This window comes from Pseudoalteromonas sp. 2CM39R (genome assembly GCF_023161845.1).
This window is the reverse complement of the sequence record NZ_JALNTM010000018.1, coordinates 13,901-30,890: the sequence shown is the minus strand read 5'-3', so window position 1 is coordinate 30,890 and position 16,990 is coordinate 13,901. Positions and strand designations below refer to the sequence as shown.

General features: G+C 40.7%; 15 protein-coding genes. 6 read left to right on the top strand and 9 right to left on the bottom strand.

What is annotated here, in order from left to right; all coding sequences use genetic code 11:
- Positions 1–79: 79 nt before the first annotated feature.
- Positions 80–808, bottom strand: a complete 729-nt coding sequence (gene rpsB / locus MTF66_RS29245; RefSeq protein WP_008110990.1) for a 30S ribosomal protein S2 — start codon at positions 806–808, stop codon at positions 80–82.
- Between the two features lie 272 nt (positions 809–1,080).
- Here rpsB and map point away from each other — a divergent pair, with 272 nt between their 5' ends.
- The 5 genes from map to MTF66_RS29220 all read left to right on the top strand — a co-directional run bounded on the left by map (position 1,081) and on the right by MTF66_RS29220 (position 9,041).
- Positions 1,081–1,866 (top strand): type I methionyl aminopeptidase, encoded by a 786-nt coding sequence (map, locus tag MTF66_RS29240; protein WP_248529401.1) that lies wholly within the window; start codon positions 1,081–1,083, stop codon positions 1,864–1,866.
- Between the two features lie 151 nt (positions 1,867–2,017).
- Positions 2,018–4,636: a [protein-PII] uridylyltransferase gene (glnD, locus tag MTF66_RS29235; RefSeq protein WP_010388109.1), complete on the top strand. Its 2,619-nt coding sequence runs from the start codon at positions 2,018–2,020 to the stop codon at positions 4,634–4,636.
- 9 nt (positions 4,637–4,645) lie between these two features.
- Positions 4,646–5,473: a 2,3,4,5-tetrahydropyridine-2,6-dicarboxylate N-succinyltransferase gene (dapD, locus tag MTF66_RS29230; protein WP_010388107.1), complete on the top strand. Its 828-nt coding sequence runs from the start codon at positions 4,646–4,648 to the stop codon at positions 5,471–5,473.
- Positions 5,474–5,749: 276 nt separating this feature from the next.
- Positions 5,750–6,772: a tetratricopeptide repeat protein gene (locus tag MTF66_RS29225; protein WP_248529400.1), complete on the top strand. Its 1,023-nt coding sequence runs from the start codon at positions 5,750–5,752 to the stop codon at positions 6,770–6,772.
- Between the two features lie 238 nt (positions 6,773–7,010).
- The gene (locus tag MTF66_RS29220) at positions 7,011–9,041 is read left to right on the top strand and encodes a BCCT family transporter (RefSeq protein ID WP_138622683.1); all 2,031 of its coding nucleotides are present in this window, start codon (positions 7,011–7,013) and stop codon (positions 9,039–9,041) included.
- An 85-nt stretch (positions 9,042–9,126) separates the two neighbouring features.
- On the opposite strand, the gene MTF66_RS29215 is transcribed toward MTF66_RS29220, so the two are convergent.
- From MTF66_RS29215 to pspA, 8 genes are all read right to left on the bottom strand, one after another.
- Complete coding sequence (locus tag MTF66_RS29215; RefSeq protein ID WP_008111000.1) at positions 9,127–9,471, bottom strand: 4a-hydroxytetrahydrobiopterin dehydratase; 345 nt, start codon at positions 9,469–9,471, stop codon at positions 9,127–9,129.
- Positions 9,472–9,507: 36 nt separating this feature from the next.
- The gene (phhA, locus tag MTF66_RS29210) at positions 9,508–10,305 is read right to left on the bottom strand and encodes a phenylalanine 4-monooxygenase (protein ID WP_008111003.1); all 798 of its coding nucleotides are present in this window, start codon (positions 10,303–10,305) and stop codon (positions 9,508–9,510) included.
- Positions 10,306–10,543: 238 nt separating this feature from the next.
- A complete protein-coding gene (megL, locus tag MTF66_RS29205; RefSeq protein WP_138622681.1) occupies positions 10,544–11,725 on the bottom strand; it encodes a methionine gamma-lyase in 1,182 nt (393 codons plus the stop codon).
- A gap of 145 nt (positions 11,726–11,870) precedes the next feature.
- Entirely contained in the window at positions 11,871–12,896 is a 1,026-nt protein-coding gene (locus tag MTF66_RS29200) for a TIGR01620 family protein (protein WP_138622679.1), read from the bottom strand.
- A complete protein-coding gene (locus MTF66_RS29195; RefSeq protein ID WP_138622677.1) occupies positions 12,893–14,311 on the bottom strand; it encodes a YcjX family protein in 1,419 nt (472 codons plus the stop codon). The genes MTF66_RS29200 and MTF66_RS29195 overlap by 4 nt, the downstream gene beginning before the upstream one ends.
- 63 nt (positions 14,312–14,374) lie before the next feature.
- Positions 14,375–14,776, bottom strand: coding sequence for an envelope stress response membrane protein PspC (gene pspC / locus MTF66_RS29190; RefSeq protein ID WP_054202405.1), 402 nt, complete (start codon positions 14,774–14,776; stop codon positions 14,375–14,377).
- Positions 14,773–15,006 (bottom strand): envelope stress response membrane protein PspB, encoded by a 234-nt coding sequence (pspB, locus tag MTF66_RS29185; protein ID WP_010388090.1) that lies wholly within the window; start codon positions 15,004–15,006, stop codon positions 14,773–14,775. Before pspB ends, pspC begins: the two co-directional genes overlap by 4 nt.
- A 63-nt stretch (positions 15,007–15,069) precedes the next feature.
- Entirely contained in the window at positions 15,070–15,729 is a 660-nt protein-coding gene (pspA, locus tag MTF66_RS29180; protein WP_010388087.1) for a phage shock protein PspA, read from the bottom strand.
- Positions 15,730–15,915: 186 nt separating this feature from the next.
- On the opposite strand from pspA, the gene pspF reads away from it, so the two are divergent.
- Complete coding sequence (pspF, locus tag MTF66_RS29175; protein WP_010388085.1) at positions 15,916–16,980, top strand: phage shock protein operon transcriptional activator; 1,065 nt, start codon at positions 15,916–15,918, stop codon at positions 16,978–16,980.
- Positions 16,981–16,990: the final 10 nt, after the last annotated feature.

Below are 16,990 nucleotides of genomic sequence, written 5' to 3'. Positions count from 1 at the left end.
GGTTTAGATAAGCGGGTTACCCGCTCCACAAGAATAGCAAGTCTTCACCTTTAAAAGATGAAGACTTGATGACAGCTAATTACTCAGCTTCTACGAAGTCATCTTTTTCAGCTTGAGCAACGATGTTACTCTCACGGCCTTCAGTGATCGCAGCTGCAACAGCACTAGTGTAAAGGTTGATTGCACGGATAGCATCATCGTTACCAGGTACGATGTAATCAACACCGTCTGGGTTAGAGTTAGTATCAACGATTGCAACAACTGGGATACCTAGGTTGTTAGCTTCACGGATAGCAATGTGCTCGTGGTCAGCATCGATTACAAAGATAGCGTCTGGAAGGCCACCCATGTTTTTAATACCACCAAGGCTCTTTTCAAGCTTTTCCATTTCACGAGTAAGCATTAACGCTTCTTTCTTAGTTAACTTCTCGAAAGTACCGTCTTGGCTTTGAGCTTCAAGGTCTTTAAGACGCTTGATTGATTGACGAACTGTTTTCCAGTTAGTCAACATGCCGCCTAACCAACGGTGGTTAACGAAGAATTGATCGCTTTGTAAAGCAGCTTCTTTTACTGCTTCGCTTGCTGCGCGCTTAGTACCAACGAAAAGAACTTTACCTTTGTTTGCAGCAGCACCAGATAAAAACTTAAGTGCAGTGTTGAACATTGGTACAGTTTGCTCAAGGTTGATGATATGTACACGGTTACGTGCGCCGAAGATGAAAGGCTTCATCTTTGGGTTCCAGTAACGTGCTTGGTGACCGAAGTGAACACCAGCTTGAAGCATATCGCGCATTGAAACGTTTGCCATTTTGTAAATCCTCTAAGTTGTTTAGGGTTAGGCCTCCACATATCCCATAGCACCAACACCGCAGTTAAATGAAACTGAAATGCACCCAAGTGTATGTGACGATACGTGTGTGTGTTAAAATAAAATTGTGTTTGCCTTAAATACAAAAAATCATTTAAGAATTTATTTGTAAAAAGACGGCGCGCTTTATACCATATTAAAAATAAATACTCAACGTCTCGTGCAAAAATTGTGCGACGATAATCATCTAAAAACGCAACTTTGGAGCCTCAATGAGCGCTGTGATTAAGACCCCTGAAGAAATCGAGAAAATGCGTGTAGCCGGCCGTTTGGCTGCTGATGTGCTAGAAATGATCGAACCACATGTGGTACCAGGTATCACCACCGATGAGCTAAATACAATTTGTCATGATTATATTGTTAATGTGCAAGATGCCGTTCCTGCTCCTCTTAATTATCATGGTTTTCCAAAATCAATTTGTACCTCAGTAAATCATGTAATTTGTCACGGTATTCCGAACGACAAAGCATTAAAAGACGGTGACAGTGTTAATATTGACATCACCGTTATCAAAGATGGTTACCACGGTGACACATCAAAGATGTTTCATGTAGGCACGCCTAATATCCAAGGTAAACGCCTGGCAGAAGTTACTCAAGAAAGTCTTTACCTTGCCATTAAAATGGTAAAACCGGGTGTTCGCCTTGGTGATATTGGTGCCGCTATTCAAAAATATGCAGAGAGCTTTAACTACTCTATCGTACGTGAATACTGCGGCCATGGTATCGGCAGCGAGTTCCATGAAGAACCACAAGTAATGCATTACGGTAAAGCAGGTACTGGCGAAACATTAAAAGCAGGTATGTGTTTAACCATCGAACCTATGGTAAATGCGGGCAAACGCCAATGTAAATTACTTAAAGACGACTGGACTGTGGTAACAAAAGACCGTAGTTTATCAGCTCAGTGGGAACACACCTTACTTGTAACTGAAAGTGGTGTTGAAATTTTAACACTACGATCAGATGATACAATCGATAGAATTATCGAGCACTAATTTTAAGTGCGCGCTTAATCGCGATAGTAACTGATTTGCCGTATATCGCTTAAGCGGTTTGCTGTAAGGGGATAACATAAGTTATTGCCCTTACAGCAAATATATTATAAAAATAAATTTCAATGCAGTCCATATATAGGAGCCAGCCTAAGTGGCATTACCTAACAAAGTAAAAAAGTTGCTCAATGATGCTGAGCAATTAAGCGATTACCGCGATTGCTCCGCCTATTTCTATAAATGGTTGCATAATGAATTCTCCAAACAACCTGTTGGTAAATTAATTAATGCCCGTGCAGAATTTATTGACCGGTTGCTAATCAAACTTTTTCAGGTTTATGATTTAGCTCACGAACCAGACTTGGCTTTAATTGCAGTAGGTGGTTATGGTCGTGGCGAGCTACACCCCTACTCTGATATAGACTTTTTGTTACTTGTTACGAAACAGCCTAATGATGATATTTGCGAAAAAATCGGCCAATTCGTTACTATGTTATGGGATCTTAATCTCGAGATAGGTCATAGTGTTCGTACTATTGAACAAGCCATAGATCAAAAACGTGAAGACGTTACCTTTGCCACCAGCTTATTAGAAAGCCGTCTTATTTTTGGCAATCATATTGAGTTTGAAAAACTCAAAAACCATATTATTGAAACCCCGGTGTGGGGCTCAGGTGAATTTTTTGTCGCAAAAGTACAAGAACAAAACTTGCGTCACAGAAAGTGCCACGGTACTGCCTACAATTTAGAACCAAATATAAAAGAAAACCCAGGGGGTCTTCGCGACCTGCAAACTATTATTTGGGTCGCTAAAAAGCACTTTAGGGCAGAAACTCTGCAAGAGCTAATTAGTCACGGCTACCTGACCCATGAGGAATATCAAGAGCTGTTAGAGTGTCTTGAAAATTTATGGAATATCCGCTTTGCATTGCATTTAGCCGCAGAACGTTCAGAAAACCGCTTATTGTTTGATCATCAACCCCAAGCTGCAGAAATTTTAGGTTTTGGTAGCGATGGTAAAGCCTCGGTTGAGCGCATGATGAAGCGTTTATTCAGAATCATGAGCCGAGTACGTGAGCTTAACCAAATGTTGCTTTCGTACTTTGAGCAAAGTATTTCGCCAGACAGCAGTCAAGCTACCGTTGAAGAGCTTGATCGTAACTTTGAGCGCGTTGGCCATCAAATTCGGGTAAAAAGTCCGTCTGTATTCTTTAGACGCGATCAACTTTTTGTGTTGTTTGAGCATATTGCTGACCACCCTGAAATTACCCATATATACCCAAGCACAATTCGCACTATTCGCCAAGTTCGTCGCCGTTTATTAGGCGACCTACAAGACTACGCAGCCTGCCGAGAAGCTTTTTTACGAATCATAAAGCATCCTAATGGCATGGGACGTGCTTTTACGCTGATGCACAAACACGGCATGATTGCCGCCTATTTGCCGCAGTGGCGAAATATTTTTGGCCAAATGCAGTTTGATTTGTTTCATGCCTACACAGTTGATGAACACACCCACAAGCTGATCAATAATATTTATCAGTATTTTGATAAAACCGGGATTAGCGAATTCCCAATTTGCAGCGAAATCGTTACGCGTATGGATAAACCAGAGCTACTTTATTTAGCCGGTATTTTCCACGATATTGCTAAGGGCCGTGGGGGCGATCACTCTGAACTGGGCGCTGTTGATGCCATTGCTTTTTCTAAATTGCATGGTTTTGCATCATCCGATGGTAAGTTAATTTCCTGGCTTGTTAGTAACCACTTACTCATGTCGGTAACGGCGCAGCGTAAAGATATAAACGACCCAGACGTAATAAAAGATTTTGCATCGCGAGTAAAAACAGAGCGCCAGCTCGATTATCTCTATTGTTTAACCGTCGCCGATATACGCGCCACTAATGACAACTTGTGGAATGACTGGAAAAACACTCTACTACGCGAGCTTTACTTGCATACACAACGTGCTTTGCGCCTTGGCCTTGAAAATCCTATGGATCAACGCGACCAAATTCGAGATAAAAAGCATCAAGCTAAACAGCGCTTGATTAATTTGCATTACCATGAAGATCAAATTGACTTAATTTGGAGCCGCTTTAAAGCCAATTACTTTACCGCTTTTAGTGAGCAACAGATTTCGTGGCATACAGAGCATTTACTAAAATGCACCGATTTGAGCCTACCCAGTGTTATTGTCTCAAATAAAGCAATGCATGGCGGCACCCAAGTATTTGCATATAGTCCTTATTCAGGTGCGCTATTTGCTCGATTAGTCAGTGTTATTGGCTCTAAAAAAGCACAAATTCAACACGCCCAAGTACTGACCACCAAAGATGGCTACGTACTGTTCAACTTTGTTATTTTAGAAGTAAGCGGAGACCCAATTGCCAGTAGCCGTGCGCAATCGATTAAACGCGGATTAGAGCAAGCATTAAGTGATCCACGTAAAAAAATACGCTTTAAAAAGAGCCGTTCACAACGCTTTAAAGACTTTAATATTAAACCAAAAATTGTACTGCGCCCGCACCCTCGTAAGGACCGTAGTTTAATAGAAATTCAAGCGGTTGATATACCTGGGCTGTTAACTAAAATAGCCGAGGTTTTTCAAGCTTACTTACTCCACATACATGCCGCACGCATTACCACGGTAGGCGAGCGTGCAGAAGATTTCTTTGTGGTATCTAATAACGAATATCAATCGCTGACTGATGAAGAGCAAGCAAAAATTCATCAGGCATTACGTAAAAAACTCAACGCCGAAATTGAATAAGAGGACACTATGTCAGATTTAAAAACCATGATTGAAAATGCGTGGGATAACCGCGACAGCATTAGCCCAACAACCGTATCAAGCGATGTTAAACAAGCAATTATTGATGCACTTGAGCTATTAGATAGTGGCGCAGCGCGTGTTGCAGAAAAAATTTCTGGCGAATGGGTTGTTCATCAATGGCTTAAAAAAGCCGTACTACTTTCATTTAGAATTCGTGAAAACCAACCAATGAATGATGGCGTAAATCAATTTTACGACAAAGTACCGCTTAAATTTAGCGACTACACACCAGAACAGTTTCAACAAGGCGGCATGCGCGTAGTACCCAACGCCGTTGCCCGTAAAGGCAGCTTTGTAGGGAAAAATGTTGTACTAATGCCATCGTATGTAAACATTGGTGCCTATGTTGATGAAGGCACTATGGTTGATACATGGGCCACTGTAGGTTCATGTGCTCAAATTGGTAAGAATGTACACTTATCAGGCGGTGTGGGCATAGGCGGTGTTTTAGAGCCGCTACAAGCAAATCCTACCATCATTGAAGACAATTGCTTTATTGGCGCACGTTCAGAAATTGTTGAAGGCGTTATTGTTGAAGAAGGTGCGGTTATTTCAATGGGTGTTTACATTAGCCAAAGTACCCGTATTTATGACCGTGAAACCGGTGAAATTCATTATGGTCGCGTACCTGCTGGTGCTGTTGTGGTTCCAGGTGCTCTGCCTTCAAAAGATGGCACGCATAGTTTATACGCTGCGATTATTGTGAAAAAAGTTGATCAACAAACACGCGAAAAAGTAGGCATTAACGCTCTGCTTCGCTCAATTGATGATTAAAAAGCAGTTGTAAGTTTTTAGCTGTAAGCGCTAAGCAGGTTAATATTAAACGTAGATTGGGTTGAGTTAAACGAAACCCAACAACACATTAAAGTTAAGTGTATTCGCTAAAATTTAATTACATACAGAAAAAGCTCTAAGCTTGTATAGGTTTAGGGCTTTTTTAGTGCTTTTAAAATACCTCCTCACAAACCTGTACCCTTTAATCGCGTTGCTTTGTTAGATACCTGCATCTATAGTGAATAAACGCATAATTCGATTGTTGGGGATAAGCTGTTGCGCCTTTTCGTTATAGGTTGGTTGGTGTTATTTGGTTCAACGCAGGCTATGGCTAATGATTTTACATCGTTTAAAGCTAAACTTAACGAAGCCGAAGATTACCTTGTTGTTAATCCCGCACAATCAATAATCATTCTTGAAAATCTCAAAGAACTAAATACAGCTCCTGCTGCGCTATTTATCCGCTGGCATTTGCTTTATGCCCGCACAGCCGTGCCCACAAGTCATTATGATCGGCTTTATAAATCGATTGACGCAATATTTCAGCATCATCAAGCTGACTACTTTAAACAAAAATTGACCACCATAATGAGTGCCTTGGGAATATGGCTTCGCCATGCTGAATATTTAAGCGATGCCCAGCTCTCATTCAAATGTGCTTATAAATATGCGCACAACGATCGCCAACGATTAACACTCACCAACAGTATGGCGCTGGTTGCTCGCTCGCAAAATGACTTTGCTAAAGCGCGTGCTTTATACTTAAATAATCTTGATCTCACCACGCAATTAAAGCTTCCTAATATAACAGCACTCATAAAAAGTAACTTGGGCTACTTAGCGCTTGATGAAGGCAATGTTACTGAGGCTGAACGCTACTTTAGAAGTGCGTTAAGCCTTAACCAAAATATTGATAAACGCGCGGGGCAAATCTCAACCGGGCTTAATTTATTAATGGTCTTTTTAATTCAAGAACATCAGCTTAACTTTGAACGTCTCTATACTCCAACGGCAACTTTAACCCATGCATTTCCCAACGAAGCTAAACAAGCACAGCTACTTTGGCTTGAATTAGGCTACAGAAATTTAACTGGCGATTTCATAAGTCAAAAAGATAAACATCAGCTGCAAGCAGCTTACGAGCAATTAGAAAGCGATAAAATGAAACAGCTAGTAGCACATTATCTAGCTAAAAAGCTTGATGTTACTTTAACCCTACCTGAGCCCATTACCGCTAAAGACTTTACCAGCCCATGGTTTAACTTAGTAAAGCAATGCAATTGGGAGAAAAGTTTATAGCTTTAAGTTATAAACGTTTATCTGAGCTGAGTTAAACGCCGATGAAATTACACAGAGCTACTCGTCACTGACAGCCGGATTAAAAAGTATGGTTATCAATTTGCTAACACCTATAAATTAACTTTTACCCTCCTTTTTAAAGTATATAAATCAAGCAACTGAATTAGCCAATAAACGGAATATATAATAAGGTAGGCAAGCATACTTGAAAGTTAGCAAATTAATATTAAGGATTAATATGACAAAAACTGCTTTACGCTCAACTATTTTGCTACCTGTATTTTTGCCTGCAGTATTTATTATTCTACTCTTGGTAATTGGTACAAGTAGTAACCCTGAACTCGCAGGTCAGGCATTTAGTGTTGCCCTTGCGTGGATAACAGAAACCTTTGGCTGGTTTTATATGTTATCAGTCGCTATTTTCTTGGTATTTATCGTGTGTGTCGCCGCCTCCAGTTGGGGGAATATAAAACTAGGCCCCGATCATGCACAGCCGCAATATAGCTTTGGTGAATGGTTTGCCATGCTATTTTCTGCCGGTTACGGCGTAGCGCTACTTTATTTTGGTGTAGCCGAGCCAGTACTGCATTACGCATCCCCGCCATCGGGCGCGGCTGAAACCGTGGATGCCGCTAAGCAAGCAATGCAAATTGCCTTTTTCCATTGGGGATTTCATATTTGGGCTATTTATGGAATTGTTGGTTTAGTGCTAGCTTATTTTGCCTTTCGTCATGGTCTGCCGCTGTCTATTCGTTCAGCCTTATATCCACTAATTGGTGATAAAATATATGGTCCTATCGGTCATACCGTTGATGTATTTGCCATACTAGGCACCTTATTTGGTATTGCGACCACACTCGGACTTTCGGTGACTCAAATCAACGCGGGGCTACACTATTTATGGCCCGATATTCCTATTAATACCACAGTACAAATTACCGCGATTGCTATTATTACCGCCGCAGCAACCCTCTCTGTAATCGCAGGGATGGATAAAGGGGTAAAACGTTTATCAATCGTGAATATGACCTTAGCGGTTTCATTAATGGCCTTTGTATTTTTTATTGGCCCAAGTATTCATATTTTAGAATCGTTTTTACAAAATACCGGCAGTTATCTTAGTGGTATTGTTGAGCGGACCTTTAACTTACAAGCCTATAGTCGCAGTGATTGGATTGGTAACTGGACTTTATTTATATTTGGCTGGACGATTGCGTGGGCGCCGTTTGTTGGGATGTTTATCGCAAAAATTAGCCGCGGTAGAACTATTAGGCAATTTGTTGTTGGCGTAATGTTAGTTCCCACTATTTTTACTTTTTTATGGTTCTCAGTTTTTGGCGATACAGCACTGAATTTAATAATGAATGAAGGCTTTGATACGCTCATTGGTGATGTACAAGCAAATCATGCCGTCGCATTATTTCAATTATTTGAAGTGTTACCGTTATCATTTTTTATTTCGCTACTCACGGTTATTTTAATTGTTACCTTTTTTGTTACCTCATCTGATTCCGGCTCTTTGGTAATCGATTCACTCGCTTCAGGTGGAAATATTAATACACCGGCATGGCAGAGGGTGTTTTGGGCGGTACTTGAAGGCGCTGTGGCGGCTGTTTTATTAGTGGCTGGTGGCTTAAGTGCACTGCAAACCATGACCATTGCCAGTGCGCTACCCTTTGCTATTATTATGCTAATTGCCACTGCGGGGCTTTGGCGAGCGCTAAGAATTGAGGGCCATCGCGATACCAGCCTACAAGCACATTCACTCAATAGTCGTAATATTGATCTATCCCATTGGAAACGCCGTTTAGCGGCTATGGTTAATTACCCCAATAAAGAAAAAGTACATACTTTTATTGGTAGCGTAGTCGTTGAGGCAATGAAAGCCGTACAAGCAGAATTTAAATCTCGAAAATGGCATGCTGTGGTGGAATTTGATACTGATTTAGGACGCGCTCATTTAACTGTACTACGTCATGAGCATGTGGATTTTGTTTATGATATTCGCCTTACCGAGCACCCTATGCCGAGCTTTGCTTACTCAGAGCTGCGCCCAGATAATGACAATACTGAAATGTATTATAAGGCTGATGTATTTTTACGTCGTGGTGGTCTGTCGTACGATGTTTATGGCTACAATGAAGATGATATTGTGAAGGATATTCTTGATCAGTTTGAGAACTACTTACACTTTTTAGGTAACAGCCCCGGCGAACTACCTTGGGATATGGCTGAGCATGATGACATGTTAAATATCGATAAAGCTTAACTGATACAGCCAGTATTGAGAAAACGGTAATTAAAAATAAAAAAGGCACTGTAAAGTGCCTTTTTATTTACTCAAATCTAATTAATTACAGCGCGTTAAATACATCATCTGTTTTAGCAGCGCAAATGAAGTCATTTTTATGCAGACCTTTAATTGAATGGCTCCACCAAGTAACAGTTACTTTGCCCCATTCGGTTAATAGACCTGGGTGATGCCCTTCGTCTTCAGCCATATCACCTACCTTATTGGTAAACGCAATGGCTTGTTTAAAGTTTTTAAACTTATAAACGCGCTCTAACTGCATAATACCGTCGCGTACTTCTGGCACCCAGTCAGGGATTTTTTTAATCAATTCAGCCAATTCAGCATCAGATACTTTTGGAGCATCTGCATGACAGGCTTCACATTTTTGTGCACTTAATGAAGACATTTTAAATCCTTAATTTAGCGTTACTTTTTTCAAAAATTAACTAGCTAATTTTTCTTTTGGAGGAAACTTAGGGTCGTGCAAACCAAGTGATTTAGCTTGCTCAACTAAAGTCATTATATCCATTTGAGATATTTCAAACAGGTCATGAATCGAATTAATCGTGTAATACAATGGTTGCATAATGTCTATACGGTACGGTGTACGTAGCACATCTAGCACATTCATTGGATTAATCTCTGGTGTATCTGAATACACGTATTGGGTTTCCCCTGGGCTTGATAAAATACCGCCACCGTAAATACGTAATCCTTTTTCAGTTTGCATCAAACCAAACTCAACGGTAAACCAGTACATGCGCGCTAAATAAACGCGGTCTTTTTTCTCTGCCGCGTATCCTAGTTGCCCGTACTTATGGGTAAATTCTGCAAAGTCAGGATTGGTTAGCATGGCACAATGACCAAATATCTCATGAAAAATATCGGGTTCTTGTAAGTAGTCAAATTCTTCACGGCTACGAATGAAGGTCGCTACAGGAAATTGCTTGTTAGCGAGTAACCTAAAAAACTCATCAAAATCGATAAGTGCAGGTACAGGTGCAACCTGCCAACCTGTGGTTGCTAAAAGTACTTCGTTTAGCTCACTCAGCTGTGGGATACGATCATGAGGCAGATTGATTTTTTTCAATCCTTCCATGTACTCATCACAGGCTTTGCCTTCAATGCACGCAAGTTGGCGTGCTACAAGCTCAGACCAAATTTTATTTTCTTCATCGCTCCAATGTATAACCCCATTTTCATCAGGTGTTTTGGAGGTGTAATTACTTGCTTTAGCCATAAATACCTTCTTTGGGATAAAACCCTAAATCGGTGTCAAAATAACAGCCAAATGCTTGGCTATTCGATGTAGCCATACTATGCAAAAGTGAACAAAAGTTTAATAGCTTGACGCAGATCAATACTTTTGCAGAACACACAGATCGTAAATTTATAATTACAGTAAAGAAAAGATAAAAACACAGCCCATTCTTAATAGTGCCCACAGGAATAATTTAATGTAACCATTAATTTACACCTCAAGATATTTTAGTAAATGCTTGGTTGAGATCGTTAATAATATCGTTAACATCTTCAAGTCCAACTGATAAACGAATTAAACCATCACTAATTCCAGCTGCTAGTCTTTCTTCGGGAGTGTATGGCGAATGCGTCATTGATGCAGGGTGTTGAATGAGCGTTTCAGCATCGCCTAAGCTAACCGCTAATGTGCACAGTTGCATACTATCAATAAAATGCTCACCGTCGGTTAAGCTCCCTTTAATTTCAAAGGCAATAACACCGCCAGCCGCTTTCATTTGCTTACCAATATACTTGTAACCCGGGTGAGACTTAAGCCCAGGGTAATACACTTTATTTACTTGCGGATGAGCTTCTAAATACTCAGCAATCGTTTGCGCACTTTGGCAATGGCGTTCAACGCGAATAGCTAAAGTTTTTAAGCCGCGATTTATTAACCACGCATCGTGTGGACTAATAGTGGCACCAATATCTTTAAGCACGGTCATTTTAATCTGTGTAATATGCTCAAGTGAACCACACACAATACCCGCAACAACATCGCCGTGACCATTTAAATACTTGGTCGCGCTATGCATTATAATATCGATACCGTACTTTTTTGGTGACTGCAGCAGCGGGGTTAAAAACGTATTGTCGACCACACTCAGTAAATTATGCTGTTTAGCAACATCGCCAATAAATGCTAAATCAATCACTGCCATGGTTGGATTGATTGGTGTTTCTACAAATATCATTTTTGAGTTAGGTTTAATGGCTGCGCGCAGTTCACTCTCATTGGTCATATCAACAAAGGTGACTTCAATTCCCCATCGCGGCAACATATGCGAAAAAAAAGCAAAGGTGCAGCCATACAGAGCGCTTGATGCAATTAAATGATCGCCTTGCGATAGGAAGCTTAGTACCGAAGCGGATACCGCACCCATACCTGTTGCCGTGGCGGCGGCGGCCTCACAGCCTTCTAATTGCGCCACTTTTTGCTCAAGTTCAGTAGTGGTTGGGTTACCTAAACGCGTGTAAATATAACCGGGCTCCTCACCTGCAAAGCGGGCAGCACCTTGAGCGGCATTTTCAAAATGAAACGTAGACGTTTGATACAAAGGTGAGGTTAATGCGCCATGGGGGTCGTTTGCTTTTTGCGGGCCATGGATACATTGGGTATTTTGATGATGCTTGCTCATTGTGTGTTCTCGTTTTTATTATGTGTGTCAATAGCATAAATAAAACGCACCGCACTTAAAATCACAAGCATGCCGGATGCTCAGATGGCTATTTGTGCAAACTTTACCCAAAAAGCTGTACACAAATATTGCCAACGAACTCTCACTACTTAGTTTCAGCTCCCTTACGGCTCATAATTTTACTCGCAATCCCTTGGACTGTGCCTTTTAACAAGCTGCGCTTGTTTTCAAGACGCGGTAAGGGTCGGCTTAACTCCATAGCTTTGTAACCAATACGCGCTGTAAATATACCGGCACTAACACCTTGTGCAGCTCGCCCTGAAAGCTTGCCTAATAATTCAGCACTGAGTGCCGTGGCGGCTAAATCAGATACGAGCTCTGCACTGCCTACAAACATTACTTGCTTAATAAGCATGCGGTAAAGTTTAATACGGCTGGCATAACCAAAGCCAATGCCATATATGCGGCCTATTTGCTCTATTAATTTAGTGCCACGCCACAGCACAGCCATCATATCCACCAGCGCAATTGGGCTTAGAGCAACTAATAAAGCTGACTCTGTTGCAAAACGGTTTATTAACTTTTTAGCTTGATTGTCTTGCGTTATCAGTAAGCTATTCGCGTACAGAGACATTATTTCTTTGTCACTGTGGTGCGTAGCGACCTGATTTTTAAAGTTTTCGAAATTATCTAATTGCTGATGTTTATTAAGCTTTTCAAGCCAAGGTATCGCCCCGCCTACCTGCTCACTATTGAGCAAACGATTAGCTTCATGGCGGTGCAGCTGATTACGCTTTAAGCTGCGTAACATTCTATATTCACGCCACAATAAACGCGATATCAGTAGTACACCGGTTATTACAGCGGTTAAGTACACCCCACCTAAAATAACCGACTGCTGAAACGCCAATACAATTGAAAATGCGAACTCAAGTAATATTAAAACCATAAAGCTCAGTGCAAATAGGCCTTTAAGGGTTTGCCACTTAGACTTTTTATATACAGGCTCAATATCGATTTCAGGTTCAATTAGATCGTCGCTATCTTTGCTAGGCTGCTCACTTTGTCCCTGCTCTACGACTTTAGCCGCTAATAAATCTGGTTCATTTTGCTCAATATTTTGGGCATTAATACGACGCCCAGCTTGAAATTGGTGTGTTGACTCACTCATGTTAACTTATCTCCTAACAAGTACTGCATCACATGGTCTAAGCGAATGTGCTTAAGCTGTTGATCTGGGCTTGGCATAGGTGCAAATGATAAAAACTCAAACCCATGTGTTGGCCACTCACTTTTATTAAGCATTCTGCTCGGCGGCTGAGGAGGCAGGTAAGTTAGCCACTGTTGTTCATTCAATGGCTTGCCATAGATACAGTCGAGTGTTTGCCCCTTATCAACCACTTGGCGGGACACAGTTGCAGCAATTGATGACATCGCCAGTGTTTCTATTTTTACCCCATCAAATTTTAAGTGATTGCTTTGCTCTTTAACTAACGAATCGAGTAACAGTGCAAGATCTTTGTGATGCTTTGCACTGATGTGATCGGACTTATTTGCAGCAAATAATATTTTATCAATATTAGGTTTAAACAAGCGTTTAAAAAAACCAGAATCACCATAGCTAAAGTGTGACAATAACTGATTGATCACTCGACTTTGCTCAGCTAATGTTTCATAGCCTTCATTTAATGCACTCAGTACATCTACCAAGACGATTTGACGGTCAAAATGGCGAAAATGCTCATTATAAAAAGGTTTAATGACTTCTTTTACGTAAGCATCAAAACGTTTAATTAAATGCGCTAAGTTAGAACCCGCTACTACATCGTCACTTATTTTTTTAGGACTAATTGGAAAAAATAGTAATAATGGTGCACCTTGCAAGTCACCCGGCATTAACATCCGTCCTGGCTGTAACATGGCAAGCTTAGTGTCTTTTTTTAGCCCTACCAACATGGTTTGATAACATTTTGCAATATCAGCCAGTGCGTTTTCATCTACCGGTGCATCTAAATCAAGCTGCTCTATGGATTGTAAAAATTCAGCTGAGCTTTTATCACGTGGCGTTTGGCTAAGTAATGGATATTGTTGCTCGCACCATTGCTCAAAGCTTTGCGCGAGCATAGGTAGGTCAAGCAACCATTCACCAGGATAGTCAATAATATCTAAATACAGCGTCGATTGGGGTGAGAAATGACCGCGCAGACCCGCGTTGCTTTGGTATTTAATCGCCAAACGTAAAGTATTTATTCGTTCGGTAGAAGCGGGCCATGCAGGGTCGCCTTCACTTGGCAGTAAAGCACTTATTGCACGGTTATAATCAAAAGTGGGAACATTTAATGCCTCTTGCGGCACAATTTTAGTAGCAATGTGGCGATGTTCACGCATCACATCAAAAAAAGGTAAGTTGTTGTCATTCGCCTGAGAGGTTAAATGCTTAACTAACGCGCTTATAAACGCCGTTTTACCACTGCCGCTCAGCCCTGTTACGGCAAGTTTAACGTGTTGATCTAAACTACGATGCAGGGCTTTTTGTGCTTTGCCTTTAACGCTTTTAAAGGTCTTTTTTGCAAATGATTGGCTCATAAAGTGTTTTGCACCTTAGTTGCCGTCATTGATCAGGCTGCAAACAAGGTGCTTATCAATCCCTTAAAGTTTATTAATTTCACGGCTGACCGTAAACTCGCTTGAAGTAACGTAGCGTTCCATGTTTTGAAGGCGGCTATCTACACGAGTTAATCGCTCTTTTAAGTCTTGCAGCGCACGACGCGGTGGCTCGCCTTTTTGCCATACTTTAAATTTTACTTCTAGCGGATCACCGCCATACGTTGATTGTGTTTTACTTACAGCACTGGGTTGTTTTTTATCTAAAATAAACCACGCTGCAATATACGCTACCACAAATAATGGGCCACCAGTTAGTAGTACAGCACTAACAAAAATAATGCGAACTAACCATAACTCCATATTAAAGTAGTCACTTAATCCCGCACATACACCGGCAATTTTACCGCGCTGTGGGTCTCTTAATAATTCGCGTTTGGTGTTCATACTTTTTGTCTCCACTGTGGTGACTCTTGATCAAGTAACGCTTCTAATGTCTCGATTCTATCAGTCATTTTTTCAGCTTTTTGAGCAAGCTCCAATAACTGGTGATGCTCATGCTCGCTTAACCCTTGGCTTACCTGTTTTTTGCTTCGGTAGTGTAAAATTAACCACAGTGGTGCAACAAAAATCATAAACAAGATAAAGGGTGCAATTAGTATCTCTGGATCAAACATAATCCTCTCCTGACAATCCGTATTCAATGTTGATGTCAGGGGCACAAGGCCCCTGTTTTATATTTATTTATTCGAGAGTTTCTTTTTAAGTTCAGCTAACTCGTCATCAATTTTTTCATTCTTTTGTAAATCAGCAATTTCATCTGCTAACGTTTGTTTACCCAAATCGTAAGACTCTATTTGAGATTCTAGCCCATCAATTTTGGTTTCGTAACGTTCAAAACGATTAAGTGCATCATCCACTTTAGAACTATCAAGTGCTTTTTTAACCTCAAGGCGCGACTCAGCCGAGCGTTGACGTAAAATAATCGCTTTTTGACGTGCTTTAGCATCCGCTAGTTTCTCTTGTAGCGTAGTCACTTCTTGCTGTAGTTTCTCGATATGAGATTCTACATGATCAAGTTCACTTTCTACTGCAGCGACTGCATCGGCTGATTTTTGCTTTTCAAGTAAAGCTGAGCGAGCTAAATCATCACGATCTTTGCTCAGTGCTAATTCGGCTTTGTCTTGCCAATCGCTTACTTGGGCTTTTAGTGTATCTACGCGACGTACTAATTCTTTTTTCTCAGCAAGGGTTTTTGCTGACGTAGAGCGTACCTCTACAAGTGTATCTTCCATCTCTTGGATAATAAGACGAACCATTTTTTCAGGATCTTCTGCTTTATCTAAAATGGCATTGATATTAGAATTAACAATGTCTGCAAAACGTGAAAAAATTCCCATAACATATACCTCTATTATTTAATCTAAATGTGTCTGCTTTTATTAGTATCAATATGCTTGCCAACTTTTATATTTTTAAAATACCATTTATTTTCAATATGTTAAATGTAAATTACAAATTACTTTTGTTATCCACCATAATGAAATACACTAACTGTTAGTAAAAATGACTAAGAGTTAGGAAATATGAGTCAATATCGCCAACAGGACAATTTACTTGGCCAATCAGACAGCTTTTTATCGGTGCTTGATCAGGTTTCGCAACTGGCTAACCTAGATAAACCCGTACTTATTATTGGTGAACGTGGTACCGGTAAAGAGCTAATTGCAGCACGTTTACACTTTTTATCCAAACGCTGGGATCAAAGTTACGTCAAGCTTAACTGTGCGGCATTGAACGAAAACCTGCTCGAGAGTGAATTATTTGGTCATGAAAGTGGCGCTTTCACAGGCGCAAGTAAACGCCATGAAGGCCGCTTTGAGCGCGCCAATAGTGGTACCTTGTTCTTAGATGAGTTAGCAAATACCTCTGCCATGGTGCAAGAAAAGCTATTAAGAGTGATTGAGTATGGTGAGTTTGAGCGTGTTGGCGGCAAGCAAACCGTTAAAGTAGACACTCGCTTAGTCTGTGCAACCAATGAAGACTTACCCCATTTAGCACAACAAGGTGAATTTAGAAGTGATTTACTCGATAGACTCGCGTTTGATGTGATCACCTTACCGCCACTGCGTGAACGTCAAGATGACATTATGTTGCTGGCTGAACAGTTTGCGATGAACATGGCACGAGACCTTGAGTGGGAGCTATTTAGTGGCTTTACCCGCAGTGCACAAGAAAGTTTACTCAGTTATGAGTGGCCGGGTAATGTCCGTGAACTTAAAAATGTGGTAGAACGAAGTCTGTATCGCCACGGCAATGAACATATTCCTGTACATAAAATTATTTTAGACCCATTCGAAAGTCGCTTTAGACCTAAAGCCCGCATAAAACATGCACAAGCACCTGCTATAATACAATCTGAACCGACTACTCATGCACAGCCTATAGAAGCGCCTGTAGCATTGAGTTCAAGTACCAAAGAACCTGAGTTTCCATGCGACTTAAAAACGCTCTCTAATGAATTTGAAATTACATTGATAAAAAAAGCATTAGAACATAGCCAATTTAATCAAAAGAAGACTGCAGAAGTACTTGGTTTAACGTATCATCAACTACGTGGTTATTTGAAAAAATACAATTTGCTAGAATAGTAGAGGTTGT

Bases quoted from the DNA above. Each gene is read 5' to 3' on its own strand.
- MTF66_RS29215 (WP_008111000.1), bottom strand. From the start codon at position 9,471: ATGTCTTCATTAAGTGCACAAAAATGTGAAGCCTGTCATGCAGATGCT.
- megL (WP_138622681.1), bottom strand. From the start codon at position 11,725: ATGAGCAAGCATCATCAAAATACCCAATGTATCCATGGCCCGCAAAAA.
- MTF66_RS29200 (WP_138622679.1), bottom strand. From the start codon at position 12,896: ATGAGTGAGTCAACACACCAATTTCAAGCTGGGCGTCGTATTAATGCC.
- MTF66_RS29220 (WP_138622683.1), top strand. From the start codon at position 7,011: ATGACAAAAACTGCTTTACGCTCAACTATTTTGCTACCTGTATTTTTG.
- pspF (WP_010388085.1), top strand. From the start codon at position 15,916: ATGAGTCAATATCGCCAACAGGACAATTTACTTGGCCAATCAGACAGC.
- pspC (WP_054202405.1), bottom strand. From the start codon at position 14,776: ATGAACACCAAACGCGAATTATTAAGAGACCCACAGCGCGGTAAAATT.
- pspA (WP_010388087.1), bottom strand. From the start codon at position 15,729: ATGGGAATTTTTTCACGTTTTGCAGACATTGTTAATTCTAATATCAAT.
- pspB (WP_010388090.1), bottom strand. From the start codon at position 15,006: ATGTTTGATCCAGAGATACTAATTGCACCCTTTATCTTGTTTATGATT.
- rpsB (WP_008110990.1), bottom strand. From the start codon at position 808: ATGGCAAACGTTTCAATGCGCGATATGCTTCAAGCTGGTGTTCACTTC.
- MTF66_RS29195 (WP_138622677.1), bottom strand. From the start codon at position 14,311: ATGAGCCAATCATTTGCAAAAAAGACCTTTAAAAGCGTTAAAGGCAAA.
- map (WP_248529401.1), top strand. From the start codon at position 1,081: ATGAGCGCTGTGATTAAGACCCCTGAAGAAATCGAGAAAATGCGTGTA.
- phhA (WP_008111003.1), bottom strand. From the start codon at position 10,305: ATGGCTAAAGCAAGTAATTACACCTCCAAAACACCTGATGAAAATGGG.
- dapD (WP_010388107.1), top strand. From the start codon at position 4,646: ATGTCAGATTTAAAAACCATGATTGAAAATGCGTGGGATAACCGCGAC.